The sequence below is a fragment of the Acinetobacter sp. G18 genome (genome assembly GCF_052660225.1).
The window spans coordinates 790,602-804,650 of sequence record NZ_CP109658.1 but is presented as its reverse complement, the minus strand read 5'-3'; the positions used below and the strand labels follow the sequence as shown (position 1 = coordinate 804,650).

12 protein-coding genes and 1 pseudogene are annotated in these 14,049 nt (G+C 38.9%); 2 read left to right on the top strand and 11 right to left on the bottom strand.

The features are described 5' to 3' along the window. Positions 1-15: 15 nt before the first annotated feature. The 7 genes and pseudogenes from odhB to sdhC form a co-directional block, all read right to left on the bottom strand. Positions 16-1,212, bottom strand: coding sequence for a 2-oxoglutarate dehydrogenase complex dihydrolipoyllysine-residue succinyltransferase (gene odhB, locus NE363_RS03920; protein ID WP_445535861.1), 1,197 nt, complete (start codon positions 1,210-1,212; stop codon positions 16-18). Further along, positions 1,212-4,052, bottom strand: a complete 2,841-nt coding sequence (locus tag NE363_RS03915; protein ID WP_346791335.1) for a 2-oxoglutarate dehydrogenase E1 component — start codon at positions 4,050-4,052, stop codon at positions 1,212-1,214. Before NE363_RS03915 ends, odhB begins: the two co-directional genes overlap by 1 nt. A gap of 157 nt (positions 4,053-4,209) precedes the next feature. Next, positions 4,210-4,338: pseudogene (locus NE363_RS03910) on the bottom strand (hypothetical protein). Between the two features lie 283 nt (positions 4,339-4,621). Continuing rightward, positions 4,622-5,332: a succinate dehydrogenase iron-sulfur subunit gene (locus tag NE363_RS03905; RefSeq protein WP_004705893.1), complete on the bottom strand. Its 711-nt coding sequence runs from the start codon at positions 5,330-5,332 to the stop codon at positions 4,622-4,624. A 14-nt stretch (positions 5,333-5,346) separates the two neighbouring features. After that, positions 5,347-7,182, bottom strand: coding sequence for a succinate dehydrogenase flavoprotein subunit (gene sdhA / locus NE363_RS03900; RefSeq protein WP_039250058.1), 1,836 nt, complete (start codon positions 7,180-7,182; stop codon positions 5,347-5,349). 12 nt (positions 7,183-7,194) lie between these two features. Beyond that, a complete protein-coding gene (gene sdhD, locus NE363_RS03895) occupies positions 7,195-7,560 on the bottom strand; it encodes a succinate dehydrogenase, hydrophobic membrane anchor protein (protein ID WP_003655454.1) in 366 nt (121 codons plus the stop codon). Beyond that, on the bottom strand, positions 7,560-7,961 hold the full coding sequence (sdhC, locus tag NE363_RS03890; RefSeq protein ID WP_001984863.1) for a succinate dehydrogenase, cytochrome b556 subunit: 402 nt from the start codon (positions 7,959-7,961) through the stop codon (positions 7,560-7,562). The genes sdhD and sdhC overlap by 1 nt, the downstream gene beginning before the upstream one ends. Before the next feature lie 951 nt (positions 7,962-8,912). Between sdhC and gltA the strand changes: the two genes are divergently transcribed. Beyond that, the gene (gltA, locus tag NE363_RS03885; RefSeq protein ID WP_004705890.1) at positions 8,913-10,187 is read left to right on the top strand and encodes a citrate synthase; all 1,275 of its coding nucleotides are present in this window, start codon (positions 8,913-8,915) and stop codon (positions 10,185-10,187) included. A gap of 70 nt (positions 10,188-10,257) precedes the next feature. Here gltA and NE363_RS03880 read toward each other — a convergent pair whose 3' ends face one another. Continuing rightward, positions 10,258-10,743, bottom strand: coding sequence for a DUF1289 domain-containing protein (locus NE363_RS03880; protein ID WP_445535860.1), 486 nt, complete (start codon positions 10,741-10,743; stop codon positions 10,258-10,260). A 111-nt stretch (positions 10,744-10,854) separates the two neighbouring features. Here NE363_RS03880 and trhO point away from each other — a divergent pair, with 111 nt between their 5' ends. After that, on the top strand, positions 10,855-11,787 hold the full coding sequence (trhO, locus tag NE363_RS03875; RefSeq protein ID WP_004705888.1) for an oxygen-dependent tRNA uridine(34) hydroxylase TrhO: 933 nt from the start codon (positions 10,855-10,857) through the stop codon (positions 11,785-11,787). 37 nt (positions 11,788-11,824) lie between these two features. Here the strand turns inward: trhO and NE363_RS03870 are convergent, their stop codons facing one another. The 3 genes from NE363_RS03870 to NE363_RS03860 form a co-directional block, all read right to left on the bottom strand. Then, positions 11,825-12,946, bottom strand: coding sequence for a hypothetical protein (locus NE363_RS03870; RefSeq protein WP_445535859.1), 1,122 nt, complete (start codon positions 12,944-12,946; stop codon positions 11,825-11,827). A 225-nt stretch (positions 12,947-13,171) separates the two neighbouring features. Continuing rightward, a complete protein-coding gene (locus NE363_RS03865) occupies positions 13,172-13,696 on the bottom strand; it encodes a YecA/YgfB family protein (RefSeq protein ID WP_019457182.1) in 525 nt (174 codons plus the stop codon). Between the two features lie 72 nt (positions 13,697-13,768). Next, entirely contained in the window at positions 13,769-13,975 is a 207-nt protein-coding gene (locus NE363_RS03860) for a PA3496 family putative envelope integrity protein (RefSeq protein WP_000099358.1), read from the bottom strand. Between the last annotated feature and the right edge of the window lie 74 nt (positions 13,976-14,049).

Sequence of the window (14,049 nt, the reverse complement as noted above, 5' to 3'; positions counted from 1 at the left end):
ATTTATTCGAAGAAATTAAAGATCAAGGATGAGTTTAGCTGGCTCTTCTAACAACTCTTTGATTGCTACTAAGAAACCTACAGCTTCTTTACCATCGATCATACGGTGGTCATAAGAAAGCGCTAAGTACATCATTGGCAAGATTTCAACTTGACCATTTACCGCCATAGGACGCTCTTGGATTTTGTGCATACCCAAGATACCAGTTTGCGGTTGGTTCAAAATAGGAGTTGAAAGCAATGAACCGAAAGTACCACCGTTAGTGATTGTGAAAGTACCACCAGTCATTTCTTCGATAGATAATTTACCGTCACGTGCTTTACCAGCATAAGCAGCAATACCTGCTTCAACTTCTGCATAGCTCATACGGTCAGTATCACGTAATACTGGAACAACAAGACCACGATCAGAAGATACTGCAACACCGATGTCATAGTAACCGTGATAAACGATATCGTCGCCATCAATTGAAGCATTTACAGCTGGGTAGCGTTTAAGCGCTTCAGTTGCTGCTTTAACGAAGAATGACATGAAGCCTAAACGAGCACCATGACGCTTTTCGAAAGCATCTTTATATTGCTTACGCAATTCCATGATTGGCTTCATGTTAACTTCGTTAAATGTAGTTAACATTGCAGTTTCTTGAGTTGCAGCAAGAAGACGCTCAGCAACACGCTTACGTAAACGAGTCATTGGAACACGTTTTTCGATACGCTCACCAACAGCAACACTTAACGGAGTAACGTTAGCAGCTGGTTTAGTTTGATGGTTTGCAACATCTTCTTTAGTGATACGACCACCACGGCCAGTACCTTGTACGTCAGCAGCAGCAATACCAGATTCAGTTAAAGCTTTACGAACCGCAGGAGCTTGATCAGATACAGTTTCTGTACGTTCAACAACAGGAGCTGCACCAGCTTGAGTTTGAGCAACTGCTTGTTCTACTACCGCAGGAGCAGCAGCCGCTGCACCAGCACCAGCTTCGAATTGAGCAATAACTTCGTCAGAAAGAACTGTATCGCCTTCACCTTTAATGATTGCAACCAAGCTACCATCTGCAGGAGCAACAACTTCTAAAACAACTTTGTCGGTTTCAATATCACAGATTACTTCATCACGTGATACAGGTTCACCCACCTTTTTATGCCAAGTTGCGATGGTGCCATCTGCAACAGACTCTGGGAATACCGGTGCTTTAATTTCGGTTGCCATTATTGAGAATCTCCTGATTGTTCAGCTTCGATTGCCAATGCATCATTAATTAGCTGAGCTTGTTGTTTTGCATGCAAGTACGGTGAGCCACAAGCTGGTGCAGCAGAAGCTTCACGACCTGCAAAACTGATACGGATTTGTTTGCCAGATTTTAAGATATCGTCATATAAACGCGGTGCAATAAATAACCATGCGCCTTGGTTCTTCGGCTCTTCTTGTGCCCAAACGAGTTCTTTCACATTTGGATAAGCAGCCAAGATTTCCGCAAGACGTTGCTCTGGGTATGGATACAACTGTTCAATACGTACGATTGCAACATTAGTTAAGTTTTGTTCACGACGTTTTTCGAGTAAGTCGTAGTAAACTTTACCGCCACAAAGTACAAGACGAGTTACATCTGACTTGTTAATTTGATCGATTTCGTCAATTACAGTTTGGAATGAACCATTTGCAAGTTCTTCTAAAGTAGAAGTTGCAAGTTTATGACGAAGTAAAGATTTTGGTGACATTACGATCAATGGCTTACGAATTGGGCGTACAGCTTGACGACGTAATGCATGGAAAATCTGTGCAGGTGTCGTTGGAGTGATCACTTGCATGTTATCTTCAGCACATAACTGTAAGAAACGTTCTAAACGAGCTGAAGAATGCTCTGGACCTTGACCTTCGAAACCGTGTGGTAACAACATTGTTAAACCACAAACACGTTCCCACTTAGTCTCACCAGAAGCAATAAACTGGTCAATCACAACTTGAGCACAGTTTACGAAGTCACCAAATTGTGCTTCCCAAATAATCAAGCTCTTAGGAATTGTAGTTGCGTAACCATATTCGAATGCAAGAACTGCTTCTTCAGATAATAAAGAATCGTAAATCGCAAAACGTGGTTGGTTCTCTTTAACATGACAAAGTGGAATGTAAGTTGAACCATCAGCTTGGTTATGCAATTTCGCATGACGGTGTGAGAAGGTACCACGACCCACGTCTTCGCCAGTAATACGAACTAAATAGTCTTCATCTAATAAAGTTGCATAAGCTAAAGTTTCTGCTGCACCCCAGTTCAAAGGAGTTTCACCAGTTTGCATTTTCACACGATCTTCAATTACTTTTTGAACTTGACGCTGCATTACAAACCCTTCAGGAAGTTTGCTCATGCCCTCGCCCAATTCTTTAAGGCGGTTCAAGTCGAATGAAGTATCCCAATCGTCTGTGTAGTCATGGCCCAAATATGGAGTCCAATCAACAAACATTTTGGTATTTGGTTCAAGAATCAATGCGTTTGCTACATGATTACCCGCTTCTAAGTCAGAACGGTAATCTTCAACCATTTGATCCGCTTCAGCACGATCAAGTACTTTCTGTTGTACAAGTTGATCAGCATAAAGTGTACGAGTAGTTGCTTTCTTCGCAATTACTTGATACATCAATGGCTGTGTACCAGATGGCTCATCTGCTTCGTTATGGCCGCGACGGCGATAACAGAACAAATCGATAACAACATCTTTACGGAATTCGTGACGGAAATCATGTGCTAATTGAGTAGCAAAGATAACTGCTTCAGGATCATCGCCATTTACATGGAAAATTGGTGCCTGAATCATTTTAGCAACGTCTGTACAGTACTCTGTAGAACGTGCATCACGCGGATCAGAAGTTGTGAAACCAACTTGGTTGTTCACAATGATATGAACCGTACCACCAACCGTATAGCCACGAGTTTGTGACATTTGGAAGGTTTCCATGTTCACGCCTTGACCTGCAAATGCAGCATCACCATGAACAATAACTGGTAATACGTCATCACCGCCGATGTCTCTACGACGTACTTGACGTGCACGTACAGAACCTTCAACTACAGGACCAACAATTTCCAAGTGAGATGGGTTAAATGCCAATGCCAAGTGAACTTCGCCACCTGGAGTCATTACATTACTTGAGAAACCTTGGTGGTATTTAACGTCACCAGAACCTTTTTTATGAATTGATTTACCTTCGAACTCACCAAATAAGTCCGCAGGGTTTTTACCCATAATGTTAACAAGAAGGTTCAAACGGCCACGGTGTGGCATACCGATAACAACTTCTTTACAACCTACAGCACCAGCACGCTGGATAATCTCATTTACCATAGGAATAAAAGATTCGCCGCCTTCAACACCAAAGCGTTTAGCGCCGACGTATTTATTACCAAGATATTTTTCTAGACCCTCAGCAGCAGTTAAACGCTCTAAGAAGCCTTTCTTTTGATCATTTGAGTAATTGAACTTACCACGGGCACTTTCAAGACGTTGTTGAATCCAACGCTTTTCTTTTGTGTCCACGATATGCATGTATTCAACACCGATTGAACTACAATAGATCGCTTCCATTGCTTCAATCATTTCAGCAAGAGTTGCTTCACTCTTACCAATTTCAAGATTGCCTGTGTTGAATACTGTGTCTAAATCTGATTTGGTTAAACCATGTGCTGAAAGATCTAAATCAGGAATATCTTCACGCTTAGCAAGACCTAATGGATCTAATTTAGCTTTTTGATGTCCGCGATTGCGATAAGCAGCAATAAGCTGTAAAACGCCAATTTGACGACGCTCATGCTCAGTACTTACAGTACTTTGTACAACAGGTTGAACACGGTTAGCATTACGTCCTAGTAATAGGAATTGCTCACGCACAGCGCTGTGTGGTTGGTCACCTTTTGGATATTTATCGAAATATTGGCGCCAGTCCTCAGCTACAGAGGTTGGGGAAGTCAGGTACTGCTCGTAAAGTTCTTCAATATACGCTGCACTATCAGCGGAAAGTTCAGTGTCAAGACGCAATGCGTCAGCAACTTCTTGCATTTGTGGACCCATTTCCTATTGCAAAAAATATTACAGGCTGCCTTTTAAGCACACCCATGATGCATAATGTCAAATCGGTAAAAATGACACTACTTACCCAACAGGTCTTTACGACCATGGGGCGTCATACTACCTAGAGAGAAAACTCCATAGGTAATTAATGAATCACAACGCCCTCAATGGCATCATCACTCACCTTATACTCGATTAAAACCGAGCAATTTTTTGCAAATCTTTTTAGAAAAATTAACTATACAATTAACTTTTCTAAAATGACTTTGACCATAAAAATTAAGCACTGATCTAAGATCGTGCCACTTAATTTAATTTCACTAGTATACGCTTTTTTCACCTATAACTTTGTGGCAAATCGTATCATGTTCTTAACGAACGATTGATTTTTTTGACACATACCATCTATAAATTGGCGAAATACATATCCAATTTTATCTATTAATATATGGTGCTTTATATAAAAACCCCTATTTTACCGACTAAAGTATAAGGTGCGTATTATAAAGTTAAAAAAAAACGCACATCAAGGATGTGCGTTTCCTATTTGCGCAGAATTAACCCGCTTGATCTAACAACATGTTACGGATATGACCGATTGCTTTTGTTGGATTCAAACCTTTAGGACATACTGACACACAGTTCATAATACCTTTACAGCGGAATAAGCTGAATGGATCGTCAAGACGAGCCAAACGATCTGCTGTTGCAGTATCACGAGAGTCGATAATAAAACGGTATGCATTCAACAATGCTGAAGGACCCAAGAATTTATCAGGGTTCCACCAGAATGATGGACATGAAGTTGAACAACATGCACAAAGAATACATTCATACAAACCATTCAAGTGTTCACGCTCTTCAGGAGACTGTAAACGCTCTTTAGGTGGGGCTGGTTGGTTATTGATCAAGAATGGCTGAATTTTGTCATATTGATCATAGAATTGGTTCATATCAACAACCAAATCTTTAATAACCGGCAAACCTGGCAATGGACGAATTACAATTTTCTCAGGTAGGTCGTTTAAATTCCATAAACAAGCCAAACCATTTTTACCATTGATGTTCACACCATCCGAACCACAAATACCTTCACGGCATGAACGACGGAATGTTAACGTTTCGTCTTGAACTTTCAAAGCAAGCAATGCATCAAGCAACATACGGTGCTTATCAGTCAATTCAAGTTTGAAAGTTTGCATGTACGGCGCTTTATCCTTATCAGGATCATAGCGGTAGATTTCGAATGTACGAGTACCTCTACTCATCTTTATACTCCCGATTAGAATGTACGTGGTGCTGGTGGAATTGCATCAACAGTTAACGGCTTGAAGCGCACTGGCTTATATTCCAAACGGTTATCTGATGAATACCATAAAGTATGTTTCATCCACTCATCATCGCGGCGACCGTATGAATAAGTTGGGTGATCTGCTGGTAATTCATAATCAACTACCGTATGCGCACCACGACATTCTTTACGCGCAGCAGCTGAAATTAATGTAGCTTTTGCAACTTCATATAAGTTTTCAACTTCAAGCGCTTCAACACGCGCAGTGTTAAATACTTTAGATTTATCTTTCAAGTGAATGTTACGTACACGTGGTTCAAGAGCAAGAATCTCTTTAACACCTTTATCAAGTAAAGCTTGAGTACGGAATACACCCGCGTGATCTTGAACGATATCACGAATTGCATCAGCAACTTCTTGAGCATTTTCACCAGTAGTTGAGTCATCCAACTTACGCACGCGCTCTAAAGTTTGCTCTAATACGTTTGTTGGAAGCGGTGCATATTCATCACCATGGTGCTTAGTTACGTAGTCGATAATGTGCTCACCAGCAGCTTTACCAAATACAACCAAGTCAAGAAGTGAGTTAGTACCTAAACGGTTTGCACCATGTACTGATACGCAAGAACACTCACCAATTGCATAGAAACCTTTTACAGGTTTAGTGTAGTTGTCTGTACCAGGTTCTGGTAAGCACACTTGACCATGCATATTCGTAGGAATACCACCCATTTGGTAATGGATTGTTGGTACTACTGGAATTGGTTCTTTAGTAATGTCTACGTTTGCGAATTTTTTACCAATCTCAAATACAGATGGTAAACGCTTCATGATTGTGTCAGCACCTAAGTGAGTCATATCAAGCAAGATATAATCACCTTTTGGACCACAACCACGACCTTCTTTAATTTCTTGGTCCATAGAGCGTGATACGAAGTCACGTGGAGCCAAGTCTTTTAAAGTCGGTGCATAACGTTCCATGAACGGTTCGCCGTCTTTGTTACGAAGGATTGCACCTTCACCACGACAACCTTCAGTTAACAATACGCCTGCGCCCGCAACACCTGTAGGGTGGAACTGCCAGAATTCCATATCTTGTAATGGAATACCAGCACGAGCAGCCATACCAAGACCGTCACCAGTGTTGATATAAGCGTTTGTTGATGCACGGTAAACACGACCAGCACCACCAGTTGCAAACAATGTTGCTTTAGCTTGGAATACTGCGATGTTGCCAGTTTCTTGGTCAATTGCAGTTACACCGAGTACATCACCTGCTTCGTTACGGATCAAATCAAGAGCGATCCATTCAACGAAGAATTGAGTACCCATTTTCACGTTGCTTTGATAAAGCGTGTGTAATAATGCGTGACCAGTACGGTCAGCAGCAGCACAAGCACGTGGAACTGGTTTATCACCATAGTTCGCAGAGTGACCACCGAACGGACGTTGGTAAATTGTACCATCGGCGTTACGGTCAAACGGCATACCCATGTGTTCTAGTTCATATACAACTTTCGGCGCTTCACGACACATAAACTCAATTGCGTCTTGGTCACCTAACCAGTCAGAACCTTTTACTGTGTCGTAAAAGTGGAAATGCCAGTTATCTTCTTGCATGTTACCTAACGACGCACCGATACCGCCTTGAGCAGCAACTGTATGTGAACGTGTTGGGAAAACTTTAGTAAGTACTGCAACTTTCAAACCTGCTTGAGCAAGTTGGTAAGATGCACGCATACCAGAACCACCACCACCAACGATAACAGCATCGAAAGTGAGGTTTTGAATATTTGAATAATCTTCTTTAGGGGTTATCGCGCCCATGATATCTTCCTATCAATTCGCCCAGAAAATCTGGATACCCCAGATTGCGTACACAAACACTGCAATAATGACAGCCGTAGTCAGTACAAGGCGTAAACCTTTCGCTGAAGGACCCATTTGACGAGTAGTGACGTAGTCAGTGAAAACCTGCCACATACCAATCCATGCGTGTGCGATAAGCGACAAAATTGCCAATAAAGAAAAAATCTTCATTGGTAATGTCATCATGAAGCCAGCCCATTGTTGATAGTCAAATCCGCCTTTGCAGAGAATCCAACCCAAAAGAACAACAGTATAAGCTGCCAATACTACAGCACTTACACGCTGGATAAACCAATCACGAGAACCTGAACCTGTTAAACCTGTAGCACTTTTCATTAGAACATAATCCATACAAAGGCTGCGATAATGGCTACCACAGATAAGATCAATGAAATTGTCGCTGCAATACGACCGCTTTGCAGTTCTTCAGCAAAACCTAGATCTGCAAGCAAATGCTTAACCCCAGCAATAAAGTGGAAAATTAAGCCGGCTACAAATACCCACACGACAAAACGTACAAGGATATTTCCGAAAACGACATTTTTAACGTAGTCAAATCCTTCTGGCGAAGATAATGATTTATCTAAAATCCATAATAGAACTGGTACTAATAAGAAAACGATGACACCTGATAAACGGTGTAAAATTGATGCAATAGCCACGGGTGAGCGTAAATTTACCGCTAACACCTGACCCATGGACAAATTGACAGGTCTGTTGCTTTTCACAGCGGGCATCCTGTAGGTAGAAACTCCGACCGGAGTTTGTTGAATTAATTCCAAGGAAAGCTGGCATTGTTAGGCAAGCACAGCTCATGCCTAACCTATAAACGACACTGAATTATAAAACGCGAAATATCAAAATACAAACAATCCACTTTGCCTTTTCCGCAAAAACTCATTAAATAAGAATCATTCACATAGCCAAACAGCGATCCTCCCTATACCAAAGTTAAAATTAAACAAAACATGTGCTTGTTTAATCTCATCTTTTATAAAAAAAATCTTTTCTACTGCTTTATTTAAAATAAGTGCGTTTTAGACTAAAGATAAAGTTAATAATTCATCAAGTCTAATCAAAAGGATAAACCAAAATTGCGCTTACACCCTAATTTTAATGACTTTATTTTAAAAATAATTAACACCCTTTTTATATTAAAAGCAATAAAGAGCCACTTGACTCTTAACAATGAGCACTATTTTTACAAAAAATGAGTTTTAATTTTTCCAACATGATCAATAAGCTATTTTTTAAACAATTAAACTTAAAAAAAGTACAACTTTTGGAATTATCAAATGGTGATAATTAGGTTATTTTTGAATCACAATTTAAAATTACAGACTGAGTTTTATGATTTTTTTAAGCGAATTGGCATTTTATAACCAATTCTGATTCTAATATTTTATTTATAAATTTGCTTACAATTGTACTCACCCTTCATTTTTTTTCTGCACGTTCTTATTGAATTGACTTATGATACCATCCCGATGCAGTGATTTTACTGACTTTTTTGCTCGGGTCTTAATGACTAACTCTCTGTGGGAACGTCATTTTTTATCCATAAGTATAATTGACAAAATTTCAGTACTCACTAATCTTATAGCAAATTTTGACACCGTCTGATTCGCACATGAGAAAATTAGGATTTCGAGTCAGATAATCATTCACCAGGACAGGAGATCTATTGAATGTCTGAAGCAAATGGCAAAAAAGCCGTATTACATCTTGATGGCAAAGAAATTGGATTACCAATCTACAGTGGCACTTTAGGTCCAGATGTAATTGATGTGAGCAGCATACTGAAAGAAGGTCATTTTACTTTCGATCCTGGTTTTATGGCGACAGCCGCATGCGAATCTAAAATTACTTTCATTGATGGTGACAAAGGTATTTTATTACACCGTGGTTACCCGATTGACCAACTAGCAACTCAAGCAGACTATCTTGAAACTTGTTATTTATTATTAAATGGCGAGCTACCAACTGCTGAACAAAAAGTTGAGTTTGATACGAAAGTTCGTGCTCACACTATGGTTCACGATCAAGTTAGCCGTTTCTTCAATGGTTTCCGTCGTGATGCTCACCCTATGGCAATCATGGTTGGTGTTGTTGGTGCATTATCTGCGTTCTATCACAACAATCTTGACATCGAAGACATTAACCACCGTGAAATCACTGCAATTCGTTTAATTGCAAAAATTCCAACACTTGCTGCTTGGAGTTATAAATACACAGTAGGTCAACCATTCATCTATCCACGTAACGATTTGAGTTATGCGGAAAACTTCTTACACATGATGTTTGCTACTCCTGCTGACCGTGATTACAAAGTTAATCCTGTTCTTGCTCGTGCAATGGATCGTATTTTCACGCTTCATGCTGATCATGAACAAAACGCGTCTACTTCTACAGTTCGTCTTGCTGGTTCTACTGGTGCAAACCCGTATGCATGTATCTCTGCTGGTATCTCTGCTCTTTGGGGACCTGCTCACGGTGGTGCAAACGAAGCAGTTCTTAAAATGCTTGATGAAATCGGTAGCGTTGAAAACGTTGCAGAATTCATGGAAAAAGTTAAGCGCAAAGAAGTTAAACTTATGGGCTTCGGTCACCGCGTTTACAAAAACTTCGACCCACGTGCTAAAGTCATGAAACAAACTTGTGACGAAGTACTTGAAGCTTTAGGTATCAATGATCCTCAATTAGCACTTGCTATGGAACTTGAGCGCATTGCACTAAACGACCCGTACTTTGTTGAGCGTAAACTTTATCCTAACGTAGACTTCTACTCTGGTATCATCCTTAAAGCGATTGGTATTCCAACAGAAATGTTTACTGTAATCTTCGCTCTTGCACGTACAGTTGGTTGGATCAGCCACTGGTTAGAAATGCACAGCGGCCCTTACAAAATTGGTCGTCCACGTCAGCTTTACACTGGTGAAGTACAACGTGACATCAAGCGTTAATATTCGAAAGAACATTAATGTAAAAAAGCTGCCTCTTGGCAGCTTTTTTTATAAATAAGTTTTTTAAAAATTATTCTTCTTCAAACATATTTAACAAGTGATGACTAATACCATCAGCTCTTAACCAAGCCAATTCATAACTTGCTTTAGCCAAAGCCAAGACGCGTCTTTCAAATTCATCCCAAATTGTTTTAACTTGAGAATCTAAAATACCTAAACCACTTTCTGAGGCAAGATGTTTATTTTTCTCACAGATTTTTAAGGCATGATAAAGCTTACGGCCTTTACTCGCCTCTTCCATCAAACGAACACGTTTACTTAGAATAAAACCCTCGACATGCTGGAGATTTGCATGAGGCAGCATAGGTACCAAGATTTGGTTCAATTGATCATCTAAGCGCTTCCAGACAGCCAAACGCTGCTCTGTTGTATAAGTATTCCATTGAATGACTTCATGGTTAAAACGGCGACAACCACGACATACCTGATCACCAAAAACTGTTGAACAACGCCCTGCACATGGGGTGAGAGAGAGCGTTCGATGATCATTACTCAAAACAAACTCCTTAAATAAACCATATACTTTTTATGGTTTTCTCGCTTATTACTCATTTTCGCGCTAAAATATGCGCCTTAAATTTCTATCTTAATACATTTGGAGTTTTCCATGAACGCTACTGTAGAACAGCTTGCACCTGTAGAACAGCAAGCGACCGCGGGTTGGGTTGTTGCAGCACTATATCAATTTAAAGAAGTTCAAGATCCTGCCGATCTTCAACAACGTCTTTTAGACTTAGTGAAAACAATCAACCTTTGTGGAACTCTAATTGTAGCAGGCGAAGGAATTAATGGTACCGTGGCTGGGGACCGTGAGGCAATTGATAAAATTCATCAATTTTTGTTAAACGAAGGTTTTAAAGCGATGGAATATAAAGAGTCCCATAGCTCCGACAAACCTTTCCGTAAAATGAAAATTAAACTTAAAAAAGAAATTGTAACTTTAGGCGTGGAAGTAAAACCTCGCGATTTAGTTGGTCACTATCTTGATCCTAAAGAATGGAACGATTTAATCGCACGTGATGATGTTATTCTAATCGATACACGTAATGATTATGAATATAAGGCGGGTACCTTTAAAGGTGCAATTGACCCTAAAACAGAAACATTCCGTGAGTTTCCAGAGTATGTTAAAAAAGAGTTAGAACAACACAAAGACAAAAAAATTGCGATGTTCTGTACTGGCGGTATTCGTTGTGAGAAATCAACATCTTTACTTCTTCAAGAAGGATTTACAGAGGTTTACCACTTAAAAGGCGGTATTCTTAAATACTTAGAAGAAACTCCAGCAGATGAAAGCCTTTGGGAAGGTGAATGTTTCGTATTTGATGGACGTACCGCTGTAACACATGGTGTTGAAGAAGGTGCAAACATTAAATGTCATGCTTGTGGCTGGCCTTTAACTCCAGAAGAGTCTGCTCTACCAAGCTATGAACATGGTGTTTCATGCGTGTATTGCATCGACAAAACAACTGAAAAACAAAAAGCTGGCTTCCGTATGCGCCAATCACAAATTGCCGCAGCTAAGCGCAAACGCTTATAATTAAAAAAAGGGCATCAAATGATGCCCTTTTTTTAATTTACTTATAAAGCTCCATTAGCTTTTTAAACTCTGGGCTAGCACAATTCATTGAAGGCACTGTTGGAGACTTTCCAACAACACCCCTCAACTTCCCATCACCAGAAAAGTCTAATCCAATCTGACTATAAGTATTTATATCTGTGTAAGGCCCTGTATTAATTATAAGATCTACAATTTCTAGTTCACCTTCATCAAAAGTGAAGTCAAGGCCATCTTCTTGCTCTTTATCTAATAATGCTGATACTGTTTGATTCCCTTTAGTTAAACTTACTTTATTGCCTTGTTTAACTAAAATACATTTTTCATCAGAATCAGTAGCAACTAAATTACTTTCTGAAAAATCATCAATAACCTTCTCAGAGCATTTATTATATTGTTCCATATTTTCTGTTTTCGGAAGTGCTTGGCAAGCATCTTTATTAAATCCAAAAACTTTTGCTACACTATTATTTAGAAGCTCTATTTTCTCAGGTATTTGAGATAAATTTCCGTCTTTAATTAACATTAACAGTGCATCATAGTCTTTAATATTTCCATTATTCTTAATAGCTTCCAACAACTCTTGAATAGCTTGAGGAATAGGGTTATTTGCTTTCATCTCAGCATTAAATAGATCTATATCATTATTAATACCATATCCCTTTTTAATAAGTTCAGCTACCAAAGCAGAATTTGCCGAATTTAACTTTTCTTTAGTTATACTTCCAGATTGATACCACGTTACAGGAACCTGGTTACTTGCATAAGCAACAACCATATCCGTAAGCGGGTTAATATTTACACTTCCCTCATGGTCGATATAACTATGATAAGTTTGCCCATTAGCTTTCACCTCTAAACGACAAGGAAATTTACTGGTGTCTATTTCCCCTTGCCATTGTCCTTGTGCATTAACAATTACATTATCTTTAAAACCAAACCCATCTTTACAAATTGCTGTTACATTTACCCCATTTAAAGCAGAAGTTGAAAATGCAGTACCAGAGATTACTTTATAAGCAACTTGATTTTGGGTTGATTCTGCAATTTTTTCTTCACTGACACTTTTGCTATTTTCATTACCACAGGCTACAAGTAATATTACTGAGAGTATGCCAGTAATTTTAAAAATTATTTTCATATTAAATCACGTTATTAAAGCATTAAAGATTTTCATATCACCAATAAAAATATTCATGGCGAAATAAATTAATTTTTTGATTAAGAAATTGATATCAAAAAATTTGCACGTGATTATATAGAAATAAAATTAATGTCAAAATATTATATTTAATTATGTATTAAAAATAATTAAAACATAAAAAACGCCCTAGAAAGGACGTTATTTATTATTTCTTCTAATAAATTAATTTGGAGTGTGATACATCAAATATAATTCATTCAAATTATCTGGAATTTCTTCTGCCAGTTCATCCATTAACTGTCCATTGCGACGGAAAGATTCCATCTGTGGATCTTCTTCATCAATTCCGCTAAAAACCATGATCGGTAAAGTTAAATCAACCAATTGTTCTTCATACTCAGGAGCAAACCATGCTTCTTCGTTTAAGAACATTGCGTCAACAAACCCAACACTCCAATCGCCTAGACTTGACTCAACATCCGCTTCCTCAACTTCAAATGGAAATTCAATTCCATTTTCATTTGCTAAATCTTGACGAATCGACTCTAACCAAAGTTTGATTTGCTGAATGATCTCTGCAGGAACCTTTTTATGATTACTATCAAATAATTCATCTAACCAACGGTCAAATTGAGGACCTACTGCAATTGCACACAAAAAACCATGAGTTGCAGCAAAGTCTAGACCATACTCATTGTGGTCTCCATCTAGATATTCACTTAACTGGTCTAAATCTAATGCACTCATTGTGTTACCTGACTTTAAAAGAAATTGACGATAGCATAGCACTTAAGCCGACGATGCCCTATTTAGTTTTGATCAGTCTTCATCATCAAGATCATCATCGTCTAAATCATAATCGAAATCTTTTAACTCACGCTCTAAACGACGCTGTGCCAATAGATCATCAATTAATCTACGTTTTTCCAACGATTCTTTTGCACTGATTTTGCCTGATGACTCATCAAAACCGACATCATCATCATCGCCGTAGTTATCATCTAGTTCAAAATCTGTAGAAGACACTAAAACTACCTCATAATGAAAAAATGTGAATGGGTCTAGCCGCTATTTATCTTTCTTACTTTTCCTTGTCAAGT